A 23,474-nucleotide genomic window follows, 5' to 3' on the forward strand; every position below is an offset into this window, starting at 1 on the left:
TCAGGCCGGCTCGCCCTTCGGCAAGCGCTGCTCCAGCTTCTGGTGCAGCGCGCTCTGCGCAGGCCAGTTGCGCATGAAGCGCGCCCGGTCGCGGGCAAACGCTGCCTCGAACGAGGCCCGGGAAGCATGCTGCTGCATCGCGTCCAGATCAATCAGGGCCCAGCGCCCGTCCTGCCAGAACACGTTATGCCCCTTGAAATCACCGTGACTGATACGCTCGCGTATCAACTGCGCAAACAGCGTGTCGAGTGCCTGCAACTCGGCCTCGGGCACATCGCCGGTTTCGACGTAAGGCGCAAAGCGTTCGATGATGTCAGGTCCCGGCAGAAACTCGGTCACCAGATACGCCTTGTTACGCAGACCCAGCACGCGTTTTTCCCGCACGGCCAATGGCTTGGGCGTCGCGATACCCAGAAAGGCCAGGCGGTTGGCTTCACGCCATGAGTGCCAGGCGCGGCTGGGACGCCAGAAGCGCTTGAGCCAGTGACTGAAATGCTTGATGTTGTAACGCTTGATGACCAACGCACGGCCATTGACCTCGACCCGCCCGACACTCGCGGCTCCACCGGTCTTGTACAGATGACCCTCATCCAGCAACGCGTCGGCCTGATCCAGCACCGGCACCATAGCCGCTTCTTCTTCGCGACGAATCGCCTGAAACACGGACGCGCTGTCCTTGACGCTGAACAGGCTGCAATCGCGCCCGGTCTTGTCGAGGAAATCCTTCAAGCGCCACGTGCGCAGCTTGTCGATCTGCTTTTGCAGCGCTTCCATTGGCAGGCCATGCTCGGCGTTGCTCAACAGGTAATGCACCAGCAGTTCCTCGGTGAACGGCTCGAACGCTCGGGGCAACTGGGCGAAGAACACGCCGAGGTTTTCCAGAACCTTTTGCCGTGACAACGGCTGCCCGGCCTGTTCGGCACGAATGCCTGCGCCGTCGATCATGTACAGCTGGCCGTCATGGCGCAGCAGGTTGTCCAGGTGCAGGTCCTCCTGCCACAGGCCTTTGGCGTGCAACCGGGCAATGGCCGAGAGCGCTTCACCAAGCACGGTCTGCTGCTCATCACTCAATGGAGACTGGTCCTGCACCGCCGTCCAGGCATCCCCCAGGCTCGGCGCGTTTTCAAGAAACTCGAACAGCAGCCAGCCACCCTCGTCTTCCTGCAACCCGTCGGCCAGCAACCGTGGCGTGGTCACGTCCTGGTCAGCCAACAAGCGCACACCATGGAGTTCACGCTGAAAGTGCCGTGCGGCCTTGCTGCCGACCAGTAATTTGGCCAGCACTGTGCGACCACGCCAGACACCGGCACCTACATAACGCTGGCCTGGCAGCACGCGCAGCAGGGTCAACAGGGTCAGCTCGGCGCTGCCAGCAGCGTCGGCCAGGGTCAGGCTCATGGGCAGCTCGGGGGTGCGCCCGGCGTTCTTGAGGTCAGACAAACGCATCAGCGGGTCTCTTTCTGGTCACGATGGTGAAGGTCACGCTTGTGCTGGCCACGCTGGCCCAGACGTTCAGCCCAGGCACTGACCTGCTCACTGTCGGGGCTCGCTTGCAGGTAAGCGGCCAACAGCTCGCGCTGCTCGGCTTCGGTCCACATTCGGGCACGACGCAACAACGGCTCCAGATCCTTGACCCGATCACGCTTGCCAAAGATCACGGGACGGGTTTTTTCCAGGTCGATCAGTTGCGCCCGGTAACCCTGCTGGTCGGCCTGCAGGAAGATATGCTTGGGGTAGAAACAGCCATGAATCTGCCCTGCACCGTGAAGGGTGCGCGCCAGTCGGCCGCAGGCCTGCAGAACCGCACTGCGCGAGCGCGCACCCATTTCCGCCCAGCCCTGCAGCAACTCGTCCAGATCGCTCCAGCCATCCAGCGCACGGGTCATCAGAATCGCGCGACGCTCGCCATTGACCTTGCGCTCACCATAAAACGCTGCCTGCAACGCAGGGATTCCCAGCGTCTGGTAACGGCTGATGTTACGAAATTCGCGCGAGAACGACGGCTCGCCAAACGGATGATGCAAGGTGTGCGTCAGGTAATTGCTCTGGCGCTTGAGGTAGAAGCCCTGGCCGTCCAGATCCAGCCGGAACACGCTGCTCCAGCCGCCACGCCCGGTGTTGGGCTCATCGACCGCGTCCAGTTGCAGGTTCCACAGTGACTCGAAATCGGTCAGGCCGTGGCGCTCCAGCAAGGGCTGATCGGCAGGGGCAATAAAAACGCTCATTCGCGTCCCTCGAAAAAGCTGACGACATGACGAATACGCTTTTTGTCAGAGGCGTTCAAACGCGCTCGCTGACGGTATTGCAGGTAGAAGCGCAGTCGCTGCGTGGCAGACAAATGGTACTTGGCGACCTTATCCAGGCACGCCAGGTCCTTGGTAATGCGGTAGCGCAACATGAAGCTCCACCAGAACGCCCCGTTGGGGCAATCAATGAAGAACAGTCTGGCTTGATCGTCCACCAGCAGGTTGCGCCACTTCAAATCGTTATGGGTGAAGTGGTGGTCATGCATGATGCGCGTGCAGGATGCCAGTTGACGACTGACGCCATCCACCCACGCCCTGTCGTCCAGCAGCGGATCCTTGCGCAGCGCCAGTGCAGACAAATCTTCGGTGTTCGGCAGCTCACGCGTGATCAATGCACCCCGGTCATAGGCTGCGCCGTTACGCTCAAGGCCCCATGCCACCACCTCGGCCGTGGGAATGCCCCACTTGGCGAAACGCTTGAGGTTCTGCCATTCGGACTTGACCCTGGGCCTGCCCAGATACCGGCGCAGACCTTTGCCAGCGCCTACGTAGCGCTTGACGTAGTAATTCACTCCATCGCGCTGCACCCGAATCACTTCGGACAGCGGATCACGGGTCAGGCGCTCGCCCTGCAACGCAAACACCGCATCCAGGCTTCCGAAGTCTTCAGTCAGAAAATCGTACGCAGGCTCCAGGTTCCAGCCCGCCATCAGAGCGCATCCCCGTATCGCAATTTACGCTGATAAAGCTTGTCGGCCTTTTTATCCAGCCAGCCGAGCAGTTTCGCTTCCTTGACCAGTATGTCGCGCAACGGCTTCTGAAAATAACCCTTGAGAAAACGCAGTTTGTCGCGACGCGTCAGACCGATGTCCAGCGCCGAGAAGTACAGCGCCGCCAGGTCCTTGTTGCGCCAGCGCGGCGTGATGACCCGGCGGGTCTGGGCGCGATGCAGGTCGATGACCGATAGCCTGAAATCGTCGGCTGTGACCGGCTTGTCGGTGTGCAGCAGAAAGTGACAGATGTAGCAGTCGCGGTGGTTAACCCCGGCGCGGTGCATCATCCCGACCAGTCGCGCGACCTCGGCGATATACGCACGCTTGAGGCGCGGCTGCGGCGGCTCGTTGCGCCAGTTGATGCTGACGTCTTCCAGGCTGGTGGTCGGCGCCAGTTCTTCAGTGACGATGAATGAATGCTGCGCGGCCGGATTACTGCCGCGCTCGCCATAGGCCACGGCGGTCATGGTCGGCACACCGACTTCATGAAGGCGCTCGATAGCGTCCCACTCTTTACCTGCGCCCAGCACCGGCAATTTGGCGGTGACCAGGTTCTTGGCGATTTCGCCCCAGCCAATGCCGCGGTGGATCTTCACGAAATAGCCGCGCCCGTCGACTTCGGTGCGCAGGGTGCGGCGACCTTCGAGTTCGCGATACACCTCACCGCTCAGGGCCTCGACCTCGGCGAACGCATCGCGTCCCGCCCACAGGCTCTTGAACGGTTCAGCCAGGAACAGCTTCATCAATAGTGCTCCGCCAGAATCACATCAGCAGCGTGTTGCGGCATGCTGTAAAGGTCTGCCGTATCGGCAAATGCCAGACCATTTCGGCCCCAGGCGCGGCGTGCGTCATCGTCCTCGAGCATGTCTGCCAGGTAACGATTGAGCTGCGCCTGCTCGAACGGCTCATCCAGCACCCGCCCGCAATCGGCCTCGGCGATGTAGTGCGCGTAGCCACACACTGCGCTGACCAGCACGGGCAAGCCCGCCACCAGTGCTTCAAGCAATACGGTGCCGGTGTTCTCGTTGTAGGCCGGATGAATCAGTACGTCGGCCCCCATCAGGAAACGCGGGATGTCACTGCGGCCTTTCATGAAGGTCACTTGATCGCCCAGCCCCAACGCAGCGCTTTGCAGTTGGAATACCTTGGGGTCGTCCTGACCGATTACAAACAGCCGCGTGCGTTTTTTGAGCGGCTCAGGCAATGCGGCCAAGGCCTTGAGGCTGCGATCCACGCCCTTTGTCTTGAAACCGGAGCCGATCTGCACCAATAACAGGTCGTTATCGGTCAGACCGAACTCCTGACGGAAACCTGCACGAATGGCCGGCGCATCAGGCGGCGCGCGGCGGTCCGGGGAAATGCCGGGCGGCAACAGATGAAAACGCGACAGCGGCGTGTCGTAATGCTTGATGAACAGCGGTTGCTGCACCTCGGAAATCATCAGCACCTGAGTCCTGGCGTCTTTGCCGAACACCGCTCGCTCGTAATCCGCAAAGTGGCGATAACGGCCCCACTTGCGGTACAGCGGGCTGCGCAGGTTCTGCGCCTTGTCTTCGAAGCAGCCGTCGGCGGCGTAGTACACGTCCAGGCCCGGCATCTTGTTGAAGCCAATCAGACGATCCACCGGCCGTTTGGCCAGGTCCGCTGCCATCCATGCACTGAGCTTTTCATTGCGGCGATGGTTGAAGAAGGCCTTGACCGGCGCAACCAGCACCTCGAAACCGGGCGGTACGTCGCCTTCCCAGATCAGGGTGTAGACGCGAATCTGATGACCGCGCTGCTGGCACTCCAGCGCAATGCGCATGAAGTCACGTTGCAGTCCGCCGAACGGAAAGTATTTGTACAGGACGAAAGCCAGTTGCATCAGCCAGGTTCCTTTGCCAGCAACAGCGCGCCCAGTTGGCTCGCTACTCGCTCGGGATTCAAGCGAGTGAAGCACAGTGGCCACTCGCGTTTCAGGTCAAACCGGCGCTGATCGTCAGCGGTCGGCTGGTATGTGCATTTCTTCTGCAGGCACGGCGCGCAGCCTGGATAATCGGCCGCCAGATGCACCTGCGATTTGCCATAGGCCCCGGTCAGTACCGGGTTGGTGGGCCCGAACAGCGACACCGTCGGTACATCCAGCGCCGCCGCCAGATGGCCAATGCCGGTGTCCACCGCCACGCAGGCCTGCGCCTGGGCCAATACCCGCGCCACGCCCGCCAGATTAAGCCTGGGCAACACGTGCGCAGCGTCCAGCCCGTCGGCAATACGTTCGGCACGGGCTTTTTCGGCCGCATTGCCCCACGGCAGGCGCACTTGCAGGCCGCGAGCGACCATCAGTTCAGCCAGTTGTCGCCAGTACAGCTCAGGCCAGTGTTTGGTGTCCCACGTGGTGCCGTGCAAAAACAGGACGAAGGGTGCCAGAGGCGCTTCCTCCTCAGCTGTCGGATTTTTCAGCCCGTACTCGCCGATACCAGCCGGCACGCTGTAGCCCAATGCTTGTGCAAACAGCTGGCGCAGACGCTCGACCGCATGTTGTCCGCGTGCCACCGGATAAACCTGATCATAGAAACGACTGGCGACAGGCTCACGCGCCGAGTCACGGTCCAGCCCGGCCACCGGCGCATCGACGTAACGGGTCAGCCAGGCGCTCTTGAACAGACCCTGAGCGTCGATCACCAGGTCGTAACGCTGCTCGCGCAGCCGCGCCTTGAAGCCACGCCACTCGCCGCTTTTGAAGGTCTGCCACAGGTTCTTGCGCCAGCGGCGGATGGCCACCGGGATCACCCTGTCGACCGCCGGGTGCCAGGCGGGAATCTCGGCAAAGCCTTCTTCCACCACCCAGTCGAAGCGAATGCCGGGCAGCGCACGGGCCGCGTCGGTCAGCGCGGGCAAGGCATGAATCACATCGCCCAGCGAAGAAGTCTTGATCAGCAGTACCCGCAACGTCAGACGACCTCTACCGGAGTGCTGTCCAGACGGCCCAGCGCCTGAATCACTGCGCCAGGCTCAAGCAGGCGCATGCAGTTGTAATGGCCGAAGCGGCAGGTGCGGTCGAAGCATGGGCTGCACTCGATGCCCAACTGGACAATCTCGACCTCATCGGCCAACGGCGGGGTGAAGCCCGGCGAGGTGGAGCCGTACACGGCCACCAGCGGGCGATTCAGCGCCGCGGCCACGTGCATCAGGCCGGAATCATTGGAGACCACCGAATCCGCACACGACAGCAGGTCGATGGCTTCAGCCAGCGAAGTCTTGCCGCTGAGGTTCACGGACTCTTCACGCAAGCCCGGGATCAGGTTCTCGCGGATGGTCTCGCCCACCGGATGATCCTTCTGCGAACCGAACAGCCAGACCTGCCAGCCCTCGCGGATTCTGGCATCGGCGACTTGCGCGTAATGCTCGGCCGGCCAGCGCTTGGACTCGCCGAACTCGGCACCCGGACACAGCGCCAACACCGGGCGGTCCAGGCTCAGGCCGAACTTATCCAGCGTCGCATCGCGGGTCGCCGCGTCGATCTGCAGGCTCGGCTTGGGATACGGGCGCGGCAGTTCTGCGCCTTTGTCATAAGCCAACGCCATGAAGCGCTCGATCATCAGTGGATAACGTTGTTTGTCCAGGGTACGCACATCGTTGAGCAGGCCGTAGCGGAACTCGCCACGCCAGCCGGTGCGCTGCCTGATGCCGGCAAAGAACGGCACCAGCGCGGATTTGAGCGAATTGGGCAGCAGAATGGCCTGATCGTACTGGCCGGCCAGCGACTTGCCGATGCGCCTGCGCGTCGCCAGTTCAAGGGCACCGTGGCCGAGCGGAAAGCTGAGCGCCGCGCGCACTTCAGGCATGCGCTCCAGCAGCGGACGACTCCACTCGGGTGCCAGTACATCGATCTGGCACTCGGGATGACGCTGTTTCAGGCACTGGAACAGCGTTTGCGCCATTACCATGTCACCGACCCAGCTAGGCCCAACGATCAGAATATTCATGCTTCATCCAAAAACGACCGGAAACGATCAGGGAGGCCGATCAGACTGCGTGACATGCCCACACAACCTGTCGCCTCCCTGTCATAGCTTTATATAGTGTTGTGCGATACCCACGGTGTCGCCACCGACTCAGCTCAACCCCATCTGCGCCCAGATCCGCATCACTTCACGCCGCTCGCAGTGAAACTGATCGCCGCTGACGACACCCGCCTGCTTCTGCAGAGCCTGCCGGTGAGCCGCCGAGCGGTACGCCTTGTAGGCCTCGCGCAACAGGCTGGCGTCGGCGTCGGGCAACAGCCCGGCTTCTTCCAGCCCTTCGAGAATACGAATGTTATCGGTGTATCGCAGCAGCCCCGGATGCTCTCTGGACCACGCCAAGGCCGCGTATTGCACCATAAATTCGATATCGACGATACCTCCGGCGTCCTGCTTGAGGTCGAACGGCATGGATGTTTCGAAGGCATTGGCTGCCCTGCCCGCCGCAGTCAGACGGGTGCCCAGGTTGTCGCGCATCTTGGCGCGCATCTCACTGACCTCGGCGCGCAGCGTGTCCAGGTCACGTTCGCGCCCCAGCACATCAGCGCGGACTTTCTCGAATTCACGACCTACATCCGGGCTGCCGATCAGCACGCGAGCACGCACCAGCGCCTGGTGTTCCCAGGTCCAGGCTTCCTTGTCCTGATAACGGGCAAATGCGCCCAGCGAGCTGACCAGCAGCCCCGACGCGCCGGAAGGACGCAGGCGCATGTCGACCTCATACAACTGGCCGGAGTTGGTCTGCGTGGTCAGCAGGTGAATGATGCGCTGCCCCAGTCGGGTAAAGAACTGCGCGCTGTCGATGGGTTTGGCGCCATCGGTTTCAGCCTGAAGGTCGCCATCATGAATAAACACCAGATCCAGGTCGGAGCCATGCCCCAGCTCGATGCCGCCCACCTTGCCGTAGCCGACAATCACAAAACCCGGATCGCACAGGGTGCCGTCAGGTCGCGACGGCGTGCCATGGCGCGCCACGCTGTAGCGCCATGCCAGCGCGAGCACCTGCTCCAGAATCGCCTCGGCCAGCCAGGTCAGGTAATCACTGACCTTCATCAAAGGCAGACTGCCGGTGATTTCCGATGCCGCCACCCGAAGGCTGTGCGCCAGTTTGAAGTGCCGCAGCGCTTCCATTTGCTGCTCCAGATCATCCTCGGGAATGCGGATCAACCGTTCCTGCAACTCGGCCGCCAGTTCCGGCGCCAGCGGCGGATTGAACAACCGCCCTTCATTGAGCAGCTCATCGAGCAACAGCGGGAAACGGGCGATCTGCTCGGCGATCCAGGGGCTGGCCGCGCACAAGGTCAGCAGGCGCCGCAGCGCATCGGGGTTTTCGGTCAGCAGCACCAGATACGCCGAACGCCTGGCCACGGCCTCAACCAGCGGCAACACGCGTTCCAGCACCAGGTCGGGCTTGTCGTGCTCCACGGCCTGAGCCAGCAGGCGCGGAATGAAGGCATCCAGCCGCTCGCGACTGAGGCGCTGCATCGAGCGCAAATGCGGGCTGCTGCGCAGACTGGCCAGGTGCTTGATGGCTGTCTCGGCGTTGACGAAGCCGGCCTGGGCGAGCTGACGGCCAGCGGCCTCTTCATCCTGAGACTCTTCCCATAGCGGCAGCCATTCCCCGCCGACAACGACTTCGCTGTCGTCTTCCGGCTCATCAGGGTCGGAATCCGGGTCGGCGATCACCTGACGGAAATGCCACGACACCCGGCCACGCCAGTACATCAGCCGCGCGTGGAAGCTCGCCCAGTCGGCAAAGCCCATGATCAACGCGATGCGTGCCTGATCCTGCTCATTGTCGGGCAGCATCTGCGTCTGCCGGTCGGCAATCGCCTGAATCGCATGTTCGGTGTAGCGCAGGAATTCATAGCCTTCGCGCAGCTCTTCAGTCACCGCAACGGGCAGATAACCCTGGCCTTCCAGCGTTCTCAACACCTTGAACAGCGGGCGCTGCTGCAAGCTCAGGTCGCGACCACCATGAATCAGCTGGAACGCCTGGGCGATGAACTCGACTTCACGAATCCCCCCCGCGCCAAGCTTTATGTTCTCGGCCATGCCCTTGCGTTTCACTTCCTGCTGAATCAACTGCTTCATGGTGCGCAGCGCTTCGATAGCCGAAAAGTCCAGATAACGGCGATAGACGAACGGGCGCAGCATCTCCAGCAACTCGGCGCCCGCCTTCTGATCGCCGCCCACCACACGGGCCTTGATCATGGCGTACCGCTCCCAGTCGCGACCCTGATCCTGGTAATACTGTTCAAGCGCATTGAAGCTAAGCACCAGCGCCCCGGATGAACCGTAAGGGCGCAGGCGCATGTCCACGCGAAACACGAAGCCATCGACCGTCACCGGGTCCAGCGCCTTGATCAAGCGCTGGCCCAGACGAATGAAGAATTCCTGGTTGTCGAGAGGACGCTTGACGCCAACCGTTTCGCCACCTTCCGGGTAGCCAAAGATCAGATCAATGTCGGACGACAGATTCAGCTCGACCGCGCCCAGCTTGCCCATCCCCAGAATGACCATGTGCTGTGGCAGACCCGTACGACGCCCGGTGGGCGTGCCGAATTGCTGACAATGGCGCTCATACAGCCAGTGATACGCCAGGTCGATGCAGCCATCAGCCATGTCCGACAGGTCACGGCAGGTCTCGATCAGGTCCGCCTGACGTGTCAGGTCGCGCCAGATAATCCGCACTTGCTGACGCATGCGCTGGCGACGTAGATTACGCCCCAACGCGTCATCGGTGGTTGTCGTGCTCAGCGCGTCGGCGATCTGCCCGCGCAACTCGCCGGCAGAGAAGCTACGCTCCAGCTCGCCCGAATCGGCCATGTCCAGCAGCATCTGCGGATCCCGGCAAACCTGCTCGGTGACGAAGTCACTGGCAGCGCAGACCCGGTCGAACGCAAGGCGTCGTGACGCGGGCCAGGCCTCGAAAGAGGCCAGCGCATCGGCTGATAAATCAGCCAGAGCTGTACGAAATGTCTGTTGTGCGCGGGTAATCAATGGCAGCAGGATGGCCGGAAAATCGGCCAGTAAAGGTAGGCTCATGGTCTATCCTTGATCGGCGTGCGAAGGGCTACCTGCCATGACTGCGAGATACGCCTACCACCGCCGCTTGTCGAACAAAGGTTATAAATTGCTGGAAAAATCGTTTTAGAAGCATAAAAATCCGACTTTTTACTGCAACACATTCAATACCCATCAACAGTAACGATTTATCTCACAACACAACAGGAGCGATTTGGTCGCTTCTCTGTAGTTTTACTACTGGTTCAGTTACTCGGAGGGCTGAAATGGTCGTCGATTTGTAGTAAAACTACACGCCGCCGGGCCAACCTCCGGTAATCCAAGAATTTATGTCGTCTGCCCACAAGGCCAGTCGCAAACTCAGGCAACCGATTCTGGAAGCCTTTCCGCCCTGGAGCAAGCCATGCAAGACCTCGATCCCGTCGAAACCCAGGAATGGCTGGACGCCCTGGAATCGGTTCTCGACAAAGAAGGCGAAGACCGTGCTCATTACCTGATGACCCGTCTGGGCGAACTCGCCACCCGCAGTGGTTCGCAGTTGCCTTACGCCATCACCACGCCTTATCGCAACACGATTCCCGTCACCCACGAAGCACGCATGCCTGGCGACCTGTTCATGGAACGCCGCATTCGCTCGCTGGTGCGCTGGAACGCTCTGGCCATGGTTGTCAAAACCAACCTGAACGACCCGGATCTGGGCGGTCACATTTCGAGCTTCGCCTCCAGCGCCACGCTGTATGACATCGGCTTCAACTACTTCTTCCAGGCCCCGACCGAAGAACATGGTGGCGACCTGATCTACTTCCAGGGTCACGCATCGCCAGGCGTTTACGCCCGTGCGTTCATGGAAGGCCGCATCACCGAAGAGCAGATGAACAATTTCCGTCAGGAAGTCGACGGCAAGGGCCTGTCGTCTTATCCACACCCGTGGCTGATGAAAGATTTCTGGCAGTTCCCGACGGTGTCCATGGGCCTTGGCCCGATCCAGGCGATCTACCAGGCACGCTTCATGAAGTACCTGGAGCACCGCGGCTTCATCCCGGAAGGCAAACAGAAAGTCTGGTGCTTCCTGGGCGACGGCGAGACCGACGAGCCGGAATCCCTGGGCGCTATCGCCCTGGCCGGTCGCGAGAAGCTCGACAACCTGATTTTCGTCGTGAACTGCAACCTGCAGCGTCTGGACGGTCCGGTTCGCGGCAACGCCAAGATCATCCAGGAACTGGAAGGCGTGTTCCGCGGTGCTCAGTGGAACGTCACCAAAGTCATCTGGGGCCGTTTCTGGGACCCACTGCTGGCCAAGGACGTCGACGGCATCCTGCAGCGTCGTATGGACGAAGTCATCGACGGCGAATACCAGAACTACAAGGCCAAGGACGGCGCGTTCGTCCGTGAGCACTTCTTCAACTCGCCGGAACTCAAGGCGATGGTTGCCGATCTGTCCGATGACGAGATCTGGAAGCTCAACCGTGGCGGTCACGACCCGTACAAGGTCTACGCGGCCTACCACGAAGCCGTCAACCACAAGGGTCAACCGACCGTGGTGCTGGCCAAGACCATCAAGGGTTATGGCACCGGCGCCGGTGAAGCGAAGAACACCGCGCACAACACCAAGAAGGTTGATGTCGACAGCCTGCGTCACTTCCGTGACCGCTTCGACATCCCGGTCAAGGACTCCGAGCTCGAAGCTCTGCCGTTCTACAAGCCTGAAGAAGGCAGCGCCGAAGCCCGCTACCTGAGCGAGCGTCGTGCCGCACTGGGCGGTTTTGTGCCACAGCGTCGTGCGCAGAGCTTCAACCTGCCGACGCCACCGCTGGACACCCTCAAGGCCATCCTTGACGGTTCGGGCGATCGCGAAATCTCCACCACCATGGCCTTCGTGCGCATCCTGGCGCAACTGGTCAAGGACAAGGAAATCGGCCAGCGCATCGTTCCGATCATCCCGGACGAAGCCCGTACCTTCGGTATGGAAGGCATGTTCCGCCAACTGGGCATCTACTCCTCCGTCGGCCAGCTCTACGAGCCAGTCGATAAAGAGCAGGTGATGTTCTACCGCGAGGACAAGAAGGGCCAGATCCTCGAAGAAGGCATCAACGAAGCAGGCGCCATGTCCTCCTTCATCGCGGCCGGTACATCGTACAGCAGCCACAACCAGCCGATGATTCCGTTCTACATCTTCTACTCGATGTTCGGCTTCCAGCGTATCGGCGACCTGGCCTGGGCCGCTGGCGACAGCCGCACCCGTGGCTTCCTGGTCGGCGGCACCGCCGGCCGTACCACGCTGAACGGCGAAGGCCTGCAGCACGAAGACGGTCACAGCCACATCCTGGCGTCGACCATCCCGAACTGCCGCACCTTCGACCCGACTTACGGTTACGAACTGGCTGTCATCATTCGTGAAGGCATGCGCCTGATGTTTGAAGAACAGCAGGACGTTTTCTACTACCTGACCGTGATGAACGAGTCCTACACCCAGCCAGCCATGCCGGCCGGTGTGGAAGAAGGCATCATCAAGGGTATGTACCTGCTCGAAGAAGACACCAAGGAAGCGGCGCACCACGTCCAGTTGCTGGGCTCGGGCACCATCCTGCGTGAAGTTCGTGAAGCGGCGAAGATCCTGCGTGACGAGTTCAACATCGGCGCTGACGTCTGGAGCGTTACCAGCTTCAACGAACTGCGTCGCGACGGTCTGGCGGTAGAGCGCAACAACCGCCTGCACCCGGGCCAGAAGCCTGAACTGACTTACGTCGAGCAGTGCCTCAACGGTCGCAAGGGTCCGGTCATCGCCTCGACGGACTACATGAAACTGTTCGCTGATCAGATTCGTCAGTGGGTTCCAAGCAAGGAATACAAAGTCCTGGGCACCGACGGTTTCGGCCGTAGCGACAGCCGCAAGAAGCTGCGTCACTTCTTTGAAGTCGACCGCCACTTCGTTGTGCTGGCAGCCCTGGAAGCCTTGGCTGATCGCGGCGATATCGAACCTAAAGTCGTGGCTGAAGCCATCGTCAAGTTCGGCATCGATCCAGAAAAACGCAATCCACTGGACTGCTAAGAGTCTGCTTCAAGAGCGCTGATCAGAGCGTGAACAGCCGAGGATGCGGAATTTACCAGGCGTAAATGAGCATCCAAGGCTGTTTCGTTGTAACTGAACCAGCGTATTCGTGAGTGAACAGGTTCTCCCAAGGAGATACAGAGTGAGTGAGCTAATTCGCGTACCCGACATCGGCAACGGTGAAGGTGAAGTCATTGAGTTGATGGTCAAGGTCGGTGATCGTATCGAAGCTGACCAGAGCGTCCTGACGCTCGAGTCCGACAAGGCAAGCATGGAAATCCCGGCCCCCAAGGCTGGTGTGATCAAAGCCATGAAGGTCAAACTGGGCGACCGCCTGAAAGAAGGCGACGAGCTGTTCGAGCTGGAAATCGAAGGCGAAGCCGCTGCTGCACCTGCCGAGGCTGCACCTGCTGCCGCTCCGGCTGCTGCCGAAAAACCGGCTGAAGCCGCACCGGCTCCAGCCGCTGCACCCGCGCCTGCCGCAGCGGCTTCGGTACAGGACATCCACGTGCCGGACATCGGCTCGTCGGGCAAGGCCAAGATCATCGAACTGATGGTCAAGGTTGGCGACAGCATCCAGGCCGATCAATCGCTGATCACCCTGGAATCCGACAAGGCCAGCATGGAGATTCCTTCTCCTGCGGCAGGCGTTGTGGAAAGCATTGAAGTCAAACTGGACCAGGAAGTCGGCACCGGCGACCTGATCCTCAAGCTGAAAATCGAAGGCGCAGCCCCTGCAGCCGCGCCTGCACAGGCTGCCAGCGCACCCGCGGCTGCACCTGCCAAGTCTGAAGCCGCACCGGCTCCGGCCGCTGCACCTGCTCCCAAGGCAGAAGCGGCACCAGCCCCCGCGGCACCGGCCAAAGACGGTGCCAAGGTCCATGCTGGTCCGGCGGTCCGTCAACTGGCCCGCGAGTTCGGCGTCGAACTGAACGCCGTCAGCGCCACCGGCCCCCACGGCCGTGTGCTGAAGGAAGACGTTCAGGCTTACGTCAAGGCCATGATGCAGAAGGCCAAGGAAGCACCAGCAGGCGGCGCAAGCGGCGGCATGGGCATCCAGCCGATTCCGGAAGTCGATTTCAGCCGTTTCGGCGAAATCGAAGAAGTGCCGATGACCCGCCTGATGCAACTGGGCGCAACCGGTCTGCACCGCAGCTGGCTGAACATTCCGCACGTCACGCAATTCGACCAGGCCGACATCACCGAACTGGAAGCTTTCCGCGTCGCGCAGAAAGGCGCTGCCGAGAAGGCTGGCGTCAAACTGACCGTACTGCCCCTGCTGCTCAAGTCCTGCGCACATCTGCTCAAGGAACTGCCGGACTTCAATGCCTCGCTGGCACCCAGCGGCAAGGCTGTGATCCGCAAGAAGTACGTTCACATCGGTTTCGCGGTGGACACCCCGGACGGTCTGCTGGTCCCGGTCATTCGTGACGTCGATCAGAAGAGCCTGCTGCAACTGGCTGCCGAAGCCGCTGCACTGGCTGAAAAAGCCCGCACCAAGAAGCTGACCGCCAACGATATGCAAGGCGCCTGCTTCACCATCTCCAGCCTCGGACACATTGGCGGCACTGGCTTCACGCCAATCGTCAACGCGCCGGAAGTGGCGATCCTGGGTGTTTCCAAGGCCACCATCCAGCCTGTCTGGGACGGCAAAGCCTTCCAGCCAAAACTGATGCTGCCTCTGTCGCTGTCCTACGATCACCGCGTGATCAACGGCGCCGCGGCTGCCCGCTTCACCAAGCGCTTGAGCGAATTGCTGGCGGACATCCGCACAATCCTGCTGTAAGCCCGAGCAGGCCCGTCTTGCGACGGGCCTTGCCGCACACGTTTACGAGCTGCCACGCTCGAACCTCAACCCCGCCTTCGAGCGGGGCTTTTTTTGCCTGCCGATTCGTTGTCGTCCAGGTGGCGCACAGCGCCGTAGCTGCATGCCCGGCCGTTCCTCGCCTGCTTTTGCCTTTCCTGAGTTTCGCTCACCGACTTCTATCACAGAGCCTAACAAACACAGGCCTTTCACCCTTGAGAACTGAATCGTTTCCACTATCCGACCAATTGCGCTGTAGAACACGCCTTTGCGGCCGACACTTTTATAGCACTAAGCCACCGTGGTCTCTTGTAAGCATGGGCCGCATGATGCAACCTTGCCATACGCGAAAAAGGGCCTTTGGCCCAACGCGATCAGTATTCCGGAAGCGAGTTTGTTGATGAAAAGCCAAACCGATGCTGCCGGTAGAACCGCAGCCGAGGTAGTCACGCAATTGCCGGTGCCCTCGCGCCTGGGCATGCTGCGTTTCGAGCGGCTTAACGAAGCCAATTGGGCGCTGTTGTATCTCGATTCTAATTGTGAAAAACAGTTCGGCCTGCCTGCTGTGGATCTCTGCGCCCTGATTGGATCGCCCTACGCCAGCCTGATGGAGCCGGAAGCCCGCTATCGACTTCACGATGACGTTCAACTGCAACTCGCATCCGCCAACAATTACCTGATCCGTTACACATTGCACACACCCAGAGGCCCGGTTGGCCTGCTGGAAATCGGCGAAGCTTACAAGCAGCACAATCGTCACCTGCTGCGCGGGTATTTCCTGATCGTCGGAGAATCGCTGCCCGAAGTCGGTCACGCGGTCGAGACCGACCTGGAAAGCCGCAACTCACGCCTGCAGATTGCCCTGGAGCTCAATCAACGTGCCCAGCGTGCCCAGTTCGCTCACCTTGAGCGCGTGAGGGCCCAGCAGGACCTGATCCTGCGCCTGACGCGCCATCGCTACACGACCACCAATACCTTGCTGGAAGCCGCAGAGCTGATCACCAAGAGCGCCTGCGACATCTATGACGTCGACCGGGCCAGCATCTGGAACCTCAACGACAAGTGTCTGGAGCCCATTGCCGATTATCGTCGACAGACAGAAGGCTTCCAGCCTCGCACGACCATTGATATCAGCCAGTACCCCAACTACCTTCAGGCGCTGCACACCAGCCGGGCGATCGATGCCAACAACATTCAGTCTGACCCGCGCACCCGGGAACTGGCCGAAAGCCTGAACCCCCTGCAGACCAACGCCATCCTCGACGCGAGTATTCGTATCGACGGCCAGGTCGTGGCAGTGCTATGCCTTGAACAGACGGGTTCGACGCGTGAATGGCAGTCCGACGAGATCGCCTTTGCCGGCGAACTGGCTGACCAGTTCGCGCAAGTGATCAACAATCTGAATCGCCGCGCCGCGACCAATGCCCTGCATCTGTTTCAGCGTGCGGTCGAGCAAAGCGCCAACGCGTTTCTGCTGGTCAACTGCGACGGCGTAGTCGAGTACGTCAACCCAAGCTTCACGGCCATCACCCAATACAGCTCCGAGGAGGTCGCAGGCCGCAAGCTGTCGGAGTTGCCGGCGCTGGAGAACCTCAACGAGCTGCTGCTGGAAGCCAATTCCAGCCTGACCACCAGCAACAGCTGGCAGGGCGAGTTCAAGAGCCGACGCAAGAACCTTGAACCGTACTGGAGCCAGTTGTCGATTTCCAAGGTCTATGGCGACAATCGTGAGCTGACCCATTACATCGGCATTTACGAAGACATCACCCAAAGCAAGCTGGCCCAGCAACGGATTGAACGCCTTGCTTACACCGACAACCTGACCAACCTGGGTAACCGACCGGCATTCATCCGCAATCTGGACGAGCGCTTCGACCGTGACACCGACACGCCCATGAGCCTGCTGCTGGTCGACATCGATAACTTCAAGCGCATCAACGACAGCCTGGGGCATCAGACGGGCGACAAGCTGCTCATCAGCCTTGCCCGTCGCCTGCGCAACACCTTGAGCCCTACCGACGTGCTGGCGCGCTTTGCCAGCAACGAGTTCGCGGTGTTGCTCGACAACAGCAGTCTTGAGGCCGGCCAGAACATTGCGATTCAGGTTCTGGAGACGCTGGACAAGCCCATGTTCGTCGACAACCAGTTGATCAGCGTAACGGGCTCGGTTGGCCTGGCTTGCGCGCCGCTGCACGGGCGCGATCCACAGACCCTGATGAAAAACGCGGGCCTGGCGTTGCACAAGGCCAAGGCCAACGGCAAGCATCAGGTCCAGGTGTTCACCGAAGCGCTGAATGCTGAGGCCAGCTACAAGCTGTTCGTGGAGAACAACCTGCGCCGTGCCCTGACGCAGAATGAGCTGGAGGTCTTCTATCAGCCCAAGCTGTGCCTGCTGTCCGGCAGGTTGACGGGCATGGAAGCGCTGCTGCGCTGGAATCACCCTGAAAAAGGCATGATTCGTCCCGACCAGTTCATCAGCGTGGCGGAAGAAACCGGCCTGATCATTCCTATCGGCAAGTGGGTTGCGCGTCAGTCGTGCCGCATGAGCAAAGACCTGACCGCTGCCGGCTTCGGGCGCCTGCAAGTGGCGATCAACGTGTCGCCCAAACAGTTTTCCGACCCGGAGCTGGTGTCTTCGATTGCCTCGATCCTCAAAGAGGAAGAGCTGGACGCCTCGCTGCTGGAACTGGAACTGACCGAAGGCCTGCTGCTGGAAGCCACCGAAGACACCCGCCAGCAACTGGACTCGCTGAAAAAGCTGGGCCTGTCGCTGGCCATGGATGACTTCGGTACCGGCTATTCATCGTTCAGCTACCTGAAGAAATTCCCCATCGACGTGATCAAGATTGATCGCAGCTTCATCCGCGATATTCCGGATGACGAAGACGACATGGAAATCACCTCGGCAGTTATCGCCATGGCCCACAACCTCAAGCTCAAAGTGGTCGCCGAAGGCATTGAGACCGCCGCCCAACTGGCGTTCCTGCGGCGTCATCGTTGCGACGTCGGGCAGGGTTATCTGTTCGACAGGCCGATCCCCGGCGAAGAGCTGATCGAGAAGCTGCAACGTTACCCGCGCCGACCATCGGCCTGATCCCCCTTCCTGCGCTCCGCTCTGTCGGGCACACTGTCGGTCTGTTTTTACGCGACAGCACTTGTTTGTGCCACTCGCCGGACCTATGTAATGCCCTTCATTCGTCCTGGCCCCTGCTGCCTGTCTCTAAACGAGAGGATATGGTTCATGACTCTGCGCTCGGAAATTCTAGTGAACAAGAACGTACTGCCTACCGCTGAACAAGCACTGCCGGGTCGCGAAGCGCCTATGGCGCTGCCAGAAACCCATTACGTCAACGGCAACCCTCTGCTGGGACCGTTCACGAGCAACGTTGAATTCGCCATCTTCGGCATGGGCTGTTTCTGGGGCGCAGAACGTCGCCTGTGGCAACAGGAAGGTGTTGTGAGCACGGTCGTTGGTTACGCGGGCGGGTTCACGCCCAACCCGACGTACGAAGAAGTCTGCTCCGGCCTGACCGGCCACACCGAAGTGGTGCTGGTGGTCTACGAGCCTGAAAAAATCAGCTATGAATCGCTGCTCAAAGTGTTCTGGGAAGCGCACAACCCAACCCAGGGCATGCGTCAGGGCAACGACATCGGTACGCAATACCGCTCGGTGATCTACTGCACCACACCTGAGCAACTCGATACTGCAAAAGCCAGCGCCGACACCTTCCAGTCGGAACTGAGCAAGGCCGGTCTGGGCACAATCACCACCGAGATCGAACAGGCACCGACGGTTTACTTCGCCGAGGCGTATCACCAGCAGTACCTGGCGAAGAATCCGCAGGGTTATTGCGGTTTGGGCGGCACCGGGGTTTGTCTCCCGGCCTGATGCCGTAGAAGCTGATCGTACTTATGTTCTGAGCAAGGGCACGATCAATCAGCGGTCAACTACTCCGCAATCAACCAATCCATCTTCCAGCCACCCTGGGTCTGACCCAGGGTATCGGCCAGGTATGGCATCAGTTCGCGCAGTTCTTCTTCCAGCCCCCACGGCGGGTTGGCGATGGCCAGGCCTGAGCCGTTGAGGCTGGCCGGGGTGTCCAGCGGGTGGACGTAGAGTTCGACACGCAGCAACTTGGGTGCGCCGGTTTCGGCGAGGTCCTGGTAGAAACGCCTGAGCAGGCGCGGATCCTTGATCGGGTACCAGATGGCCGCAACCGTCTGACGCATGCGCCCGATGGTTTCCTTCAGTGCCACAGCGCAGCGCTTCATTTCATCGAGCTGTTCGAACGGCGGATCGATGAGCATCACGGCACGCTTTTCAGCCACCGGCAGCAACGCACGCGGCACATGCCAGCCTTCGCCCAGATGAACGGCAACGCGGCGATCACCCTTCATGTTCTCTTTAAGCAGACGCCCGTCTTCGGGGTGTTTCTCGTTGAGCAACACGCGCTCGCGCTCACGGGTCAGACGACGGGCCAGCTCGGGAGACCCCGGGTAATAGCGCAGTTCGCCATCCGGGTTCATGTCGTGCAGCACTTGCAGGTAGTCGGCCGCCAGCGCAGGGACGTCCGTCGCTTCCCAGAGACGGCCGATCCCTTCCAGCCATTCGCCGGTACGGGTGGCCTGATCACCCTTGAGGTCGTAAAGCCCGAGGCCTGCGTGGGTGTCGAGGTAGGCGAACGGCTGCTCCTTGCGCGCCATGAGGGCGATCAAGCGAGTCAGTGCGATGTGTTTGAACACGTCGGCATGGTTGCCGGCGTGGTAGGCGTGACGGTAATTCATGGCAGCTCCTGGAAGGCTGCGCAGTTTAGCAAAACTGAGCGGTGAACAAGAATTTGTAACGAATTTGCAGGACCAATCCCTTTCATTTGCAGGACATTTCCGAGAAACTCTCCAGCCCTTGTGCCTGTCGATCCCGGTCACTACTCTGCGCCGGTCGCTGCAAATTCAGCGATGAGGAGTAGTAGCCCTCGTGTGATTAGGCGCAATGCGCCACCTGTGAAAGGCGCTTTTTTATGGCCTGCATTTTATGGTGGCCGTGCGTCAGGGCATCTTCGGGTGCACCGGTTCCTAATCACCGGGCTACTACCTGCGCATGGCCGCCACCTTCGATTAGTAGCCGATGGTGACGACCTACCGATATTCGATTAGGAGTCATCTGAAATGCTGGAAATAGTCACCGCCCCACCCGCTTTCAAAGCCAACCCCGACCTGAGTCAGGAAGACGCGCTTATGCACGCCAGCGACCTGCTGCGCTGCGCCGTCACCAGCGCTTATGAATTCAGCGACAGCATGAGCGGCGCGCAACGCGACCTGACCCTGTCAATCATGCACCTGACGGAGATGGCCAAAACTATGGTCGACCTTACCCTCGACAGCATGGCCAACGACTGAAAACGACACGTTCATAGCCAATCCAGCCATTGTTGACTCAGTAGGGTTGCCCGCGCGCAAGGCTGCTACCAGAATCGAAGCACATTCGAACAAGGGAAGACACGCCATGATGCACGCGGACCTGATTGATCAAGAAGACCTGATTGGCCAATTCAGGGCGCTGGGCTTTGACATGCCCGGCGGCGCAACGGCCGAACAGGCCTGCGCACACGTGGTCTGCGGCCTCAATGCAGAGCGCGCCACAGCGCTACGGCGTCTGGTCGAGCAACTGCTGACCGGCCGCGCAACCATCCTGCCCGCCGTACGCCAGGCCATCGACCAGCAACTGCTGCCGGCGCTGGCGACCTACAAGCAGAGTCAGGGCTGAGCCGAGTGCGAGGCGCTGGGCATCTTCCGACAACACCCGACCTGCTGAAGAAACGTGATTATGTGGGAGGCTGCCTGCTGGCGAAGCGGTTTTACAGGCGCTGGACGAGAGACTGAACTGACGCTATCGCCGGCAGGCCGCCTCCCACGGTCCAGAGTCTGCGGCGAGCCCGCATTCAACCCTGCGACAGAGTCTTGGCAATCACTTCCACCGTCGCACTGACCTGATCTTCGTAGCGCGCCAGCTCGCCCTTGTGCTTGTCCTTCAGGTCGATCTGCTGCGAGCACAGGTTCAGTGCGGCCAGCACCAGCAACCGGTCGCCGATCAGCGTCGGGTACTTGCGCTTGGTGTCGGCCAGGGAAGCGTTGAGCATCGCGGCGGCTTGCAAGAGTTTGACGTCTTCGCCTTCCGGCGCCTTCACCGAATACTGGTTGCCCAGAATGGAGAGAACGGTCACCCCGTTTCTGTCGAAGTTCATGCGCCGACAGCGCTTGCGCTGGTTGCGCGCTCGACCAGGGCCTGAATACGGGCTGCGGTGCTGCCCTGTTTTTCTTCCTGCTCCATCAGGCTCAGTTGCAAGCTGTCGTTCTCATCCTTGGTTTTTGCCAGCTCGGCACTGAGCTGGGCATTCATGTTCTGCAGGTTCTGGTTCTGCTGCACCAGATCACCGACAAGGTGTTCCAACTGGCTAAGGGAGGCTTCCAACATTCTGATTACTCGAGCAAATTTCAACGGGCGCACACGATAAAGAAAAGTCACTGCGCATGCCAGCGCTCAGGCCCTGGAGCACCGGCGTCTTACGTCATGGACACGTCGATAACGGAACGCATGGGGGGCTTGTGACTGCGATAAGGGTGTCTTGTTCCGGCTGTTCGTCAGACCGGCCCGGCCTGCGACAAATACGCGCAGCCACAAGGCACATTGCCATACGCCGAAAGCCCCGATACCCAACGCTTTCAAGGCTTTGCGAGGGTAAAACGCCACGCATGAAAAAAACGTCATGAAGCGAACAGGACCCGTTGCGTTTTTTGTCCTCAAGACTTGAGGGGCATGACCGATAGGCACGCATTCGTAACATTTTTTCACTTTTGACGCATGGACCGCGCACCTGACTCTGGAAGCCCTCTATGTCCCTTCGCAATATGAATATTGCTCCCCGCGCCTTTCTCGGCTTTGCCATGATCGGCGCACTCATGCTGATCCTCGGCGTATTCGCGCTTTCACAAATGAGCAAGATTCGCGGTGCAACCGAAGTGCTCGCTGACAACAACGTGCCGGCCATCAAGAGCCTGGACCGTTTTGCAGAAGTCAGCATCCGCCTGCGCGTGCTCTCCTACCGCCTGCTGGTCAACCGCGAGCCTGACGTTCAGCAGAAGACCATCGAATTGCTGGCCATGCGCAACAAACAGATCAACGATGCCCAGGCCATCTATGAGCGACTGATCAGCGACTCGAATGAGCGAGCACTCTACAACCAGTATGTTCAATTGCTGGGGCAGTACCGCGAGCTGGAGTCACGCATGAAGACGCTGACCCTGGCCAACAAGGTCAATGAGTTGCAGGACTTGCTCAACAACGAAATGCTCAGCAACTCGGACCAGATGAATGTGGTGCTGAGCAAGCTGGTCGAGATCAACACGGTGCAGCTCACACAGGTCAAGAAGCAGGCGGCCGACGAGTACGCCTCGGCCTTCAATCTGGTGATCGGCCTGCTGATTGCCGCGACCCTGCTGACCATCGTGTTTGCCTGGATGCTGATCAAGAGCATCACCAGCCCGATTGCCGCAGCACTCAGCGCAGCGGAAACCATTGCGCAAGGCAACCTGACGCACCCGATCAAAGTTGATGGCACTGACGAGGCGGGTCGCCTGCTGCTGGCGATGAAGACGATGCAGGACAAGCTGCGCGACACATTGCAGCGCATTTCCGGTTCAGCTACGCAACTGGCCTCTGCCGCCGAAGAACTGAACGCGGTGACTGACGAAAGCGCACGCGGTCTGGTTCAGCAGAATAACGAGATCGAGCAGGCCGCTACGGCCGTCAACGAAATGACCAGCGCTGTGGAAGAAGTGGCGCGTAACGCGACCAGCACCTCCGAAGCCTCGCGCAACGCGACGGCCTCGGCGGGTGATGGCCGCGATCTGGTTTTGGAAACCGTCGGCGCCATCGAACGCATGAGCACCGACGTGCAGGAAACCGCCGAGCTGATCGGCAATCTGGCCAACGAGTCCCGTGACATCGGCAAGGTGCTGGACGTGATTCGTGGCCTTGCAGACCAGACCAACCTGCTGGCGCTGAACGCCGCCATCGAAGCTGCTCGCGCCGGTGAAGCGGGTCGCGGTTTTGCCGTGGTCGCTGACGAAGTTCGCGCCCTCGCCCATCGCACTCAGCAATCGACCAGCGAAATCGAGCGCATGATCGGCAGCATTCAGGGCGGTACCGAGCAGGCCGTAAGTTCGATGCGCAACAGCACCGAGCGTGCCGAATCGACCTTGAGCATCGCCAAGGGCGCGGGCCATGCGCTGGACACGATCAATGCTGCCGTGGAAGAGATCAACGAACGCAATCTGGTGATCGCCAGCGCGGCCGAAGAACAGGCACAAGTGGCGCGTGAAGTGGACCGCAACCTGGTCAATATCCGCGACCTGTCCGCCCAGTCCACCACCGGCGCCAACCAGACCAGCGCAGCCAGTACCGAACTGTCGCGTCTGGCGGTTGATCTGAACAGCATGGTGGGACGATTCAGCCTCTGATCAGCGTCGCGCCTGTGCCTGGCGTCCGCTCAGGATACCAGGCATCCGGTCCTGAGC

Annotated in this window: 18 protein-coding genes and 1 pseudogene; 8 read left to right on the forward strand and 11 right to left on the reverse strand. The window is 60.5% G+C overall.

Annotated elements, in window-relative coordinates:
* From BUB69_RS14985 to glnE, 8 genes are all read right to left on the reverse strand, one after another.
* Positions 1–1,446 (reverse strand): lipopolysaccharide kinase InaA family protein, encoded by a 1,446-nt coding sequence (locus BUB69_RS14985; RefSeq protein ID WP_073168067.1) that lies wholly within the window; start codon positions 1,444–1,446, stop codon positions 1–3.
* A complete protein-coding gene (locus tag BUB69_RS14990) occupies positions 1,446–2,225 on the reverse strand; it encodes a lipopolysaccharide kinase InaA family protein (RefSeq protein WP_073168069.1) in 780 nt (259 codons plus the stop codon). The genes BUB69_RS14985 and BUB69_RS14990 overlap by 1 nt, the downstream gene beginning before the upstream one ends.
* Positions 2,222–2,956: a lipopolysaccharide kinase InaA family protein gene (locus BUB69_RS14995; protein ID WP_073168071.1), complete on the reverse strand. Its 735-nt coding sequence runs from the start codon at positions 2,954–2,956 to the stop codon at positions 2,222–2,224. The genes BUB69_RS14990 and BUB69_RS14995 overlap by 4 nt, the downstream gene beginning before the upstream one ends.
* Positions 2,956–3,762, reverse strand: coding sequence for a lipopolysaccharide core heptose(I) kinase RfaP (gene rfaP / locus BUB69_RS15000; RefSeq protein ID WP_073168073.1), 807 nt, complete (start codon positions 3,760–3,762; stop codon positions 2,956–2,958). Before rfaP ends, BUB69_RS14995 begins: the two co-directional genes overlap by 1 nt.
* On the reverse strand, positions 3,762–4,883 hold the full coding sequence (locus BUB69_RS15005) for a glycosyltransferase family 4 protein (protein ID WP_073168075.1): 1,122 nt from the start codon (positions 4,881–4,883) through the stop codon (positions 3,762–3,764). The genes rfaP and BUB69_RS15005 overlap by 1 nt, the downstream gene beginning before the upstream one ends.
* Positions 4,883–5,947, reverse strand: a complete 1,065-nt coding sequence (gene waaC, locus BUB69_RS15010) for a lipopolysaccharide heptosyltransferase I (RefSeq protein ID WP_073168077.1) — start codon at positions 5,945–5,947, stop codon at positions 4,883–4,885. Before waaC ends, BUB69_RS15005 begins: the two co-directional genes overlap by 1 nt.
* A gap of 2 nt (positions 5,948–5,949) precedes the next feature.
* Positions 5,950–6,984 (reverse strand): lipopolysaccharide heptosyltransferase II, encoded by a 1,035-nt coding sequence (gene waaF, locus BUB69_RS15015; RefSeq protein WP_073168078.1) that lies wholly within the window; start codon positions 6,982–6,984, stop codon positions 5,950–5,952.
* A gap of 129 nt (positions 6,985–7,113) precedes the next feature.
* Positions 7,114–10,068, reverse strand: a complete 2,955-nt coding sequence (glnE, locus tag BUB69_RS15020) for a bifunctional [glutamate--ammonia ligase]-adenylyl-L-tyrosine phosphorylase/[glutamate--ammonia-ligase] adenylyltransferase (RefSeq protein ID WP_073168080.1) — start codon at positions 10,066–10,068, stop codon at positions 7,114–7,116.
* A 382-nt stretch (positions 10,069–10,450) separates the two neighbouring features.
* Here glnE and aceE point away from each other — a divergent pair, with 382 nt between their 5' ends.
* The 4 genes from aceE (at position 10,451) to msrA (ending at position 18,789) form a co-directional block, all read left to right on the forward strand.
* A complete protein-coding gene (gene aceE / locus BUB69_RS15025; protein ID WP_024687353.1) occupies positions 10,451–13,096 on the forward strand; it encodes a pyruvate dehydrogenase (acetyl-transferring), homodimeric type in 2,646 nt (881 codons plus the stop codon).
* Positions 13,097–13,238: 142 nt separating this feature from the next.
* Complete coding sequence (gene aceF / locus BUB69_RS15030) at positions 13,239–14,882, forward strand: dihydrolipoyllysine-residue acetyltransferase (RefSeq protein WP_073168082.1); 1,644 nt, start codon at positions 13,239–13,241, stop codon at positions 14,880–14,882.
* A gap of 418 nt (positions 14,883–15,300) precedes the next feature.
* On the forward strand, positions 15,301–17,994 hold the full coding sequence (locus tag BUB69_RS15035) for a sensor domain-containing phosphodiesterase (RefSeq protein WP_073168084.1): 2,694 nt from the start codon (positions 15,301–15,303) through the stop codon (positions 17,992–17,994).
* A gap of 147 nt (positions 17,995–18,141) precedes the next feature.
* Positions 18,142–18,789, forward strand: a complete 648-nt coding sequence (msrA, locus tag BUB69_RS15040; RefSeq protein WP_073168086.1) for a peptide-methionine (S)-S-oxide reductase MsrA — start codon at positions 18,142–18,144, stop codon at positions 18,787–18,789.
* Between the two features lie 59 nt (positions 18,790–18,848).
* On the opposite strand, the gene BUB69_RS15045 is transcribed toward msrA, so the two are convergent.
* Positions 18,849–19,685 carry a 23S rRNA (adenine(2030)-N(6))-methyltransferase RlmJ gene (locus tag BUB69_RS15045; RefSeq protein ID WP_073168088.1) on the reverse strand — a complete coding sequence of 279 codons (837 nt, stop codon included), beginning with the start codon at positions 19,683–19,685 and terminating at the stop codon, positions 18,849–18,851.
* Positions 19,686–20,066: 381 nt separating this feature from the next.
* Between BUB69_RS15045 and BUB69_RS15050 the strand changes: the two genes are divergently transcribed.
* Both BUB69_RS15050 and BUB69_RS15055 read left to right on the forward strand, forming a co-directional pair.
* Positions 20,067–20,297 carry a DUF6124 family protein gene (locus tag BUB69_RS15050; protein WP_073168090.1) on the forward strand — a complete coding sequence of 77 codons (231 nt, stop codon included), beginning with the start codon at positions 20,067–20,069 and terminating at the stop codon, positions 20,295–20,297.
* Positions 20,298–20,403: 106 nt separating this feature from the next.
* A complete protein-coding gene (locus BUB69_RS15055) occupies positions 20,404–20,664 on the forward strand; it encodes a hypothetical protein (protein ID WP_024687348.1) in 261 nt (86 codons plus the stop codon).
* Between the two features lie 175 nt (positions 20,665–20,839).
* Here BUB69_RS15055 and BUB69_RS15060 read toward each other — a convergent pair whose 3' ends face one another.
* Together BUB69_RS15060 and BUB69_RS15065 are read right to left on the reverse strand one after the other, a co-directional pair.
* Positions 20,840–21,142: a cell division protein ZapA gene (locus BUB69_RS15060; protein ID WP_024686524.1), complete on the reverse strand. Its 303-nt coding sequence runs from the start codon at positions 21,140–21,142 to the stop codon at positions 20,840–20,842.
* Positions 21,139–21,372: a hypothetical protein gene (locus BUB69_RS15065; protein WP_073168091.1), complete on the reverse strand. Its 234-nt coding sequence runs from the start codon at positions 21,370–21,372 to the stop codon at positions 21,139–21,141. Before BUB69_RS15065 ends, BUB69_RS15060 begins: the two co-directional genes overlap by 4 nt.
* A 434-nt stretch (positions 21,373–21,806) precedes the next feature.
* On the opposite strand from BUB69_RS15065, the pseudogene BUB69_RS29630 reads away from it, so the two are divergent.
* Both BUB69_RS29630 and BUB69_RS29635 read left to right on the forward strand, forming a co-directional pair.
* Positions 21,807–22,562, forward strand: a pseudogene (locus tag BUB69_RS29630) (MCP four helix bundle domain-containing protein); the annotation flags it as partial.
* Positions 22,554–23,417, forward strand: a complete 864-nt coding sequence (locus tag BUB69_RS29635; protein WP_425439372.1) for a methyl-accepting chemotaxis protein — start codon at positions 22,554–22,556, stop codon at positions 23,415–23,417. The pseudogene BUB69_RS29630 and the gene BUB69_RS29635, both read left to right, overlap by 9 nt.
* Positions 23,418–23,474: the final 57 nt, after the last annotated feature.

The organism is Pseudomonas asturiensis (assembly GCF_900143095.1).
Classification (GTDB): Bacteria; Pseudomonadota; Gammaproteobacteria; order Pseudomonadales; family Pseudomonadaceae; genus Aquipseudomonas; species Aquipseudomonas asturiensis.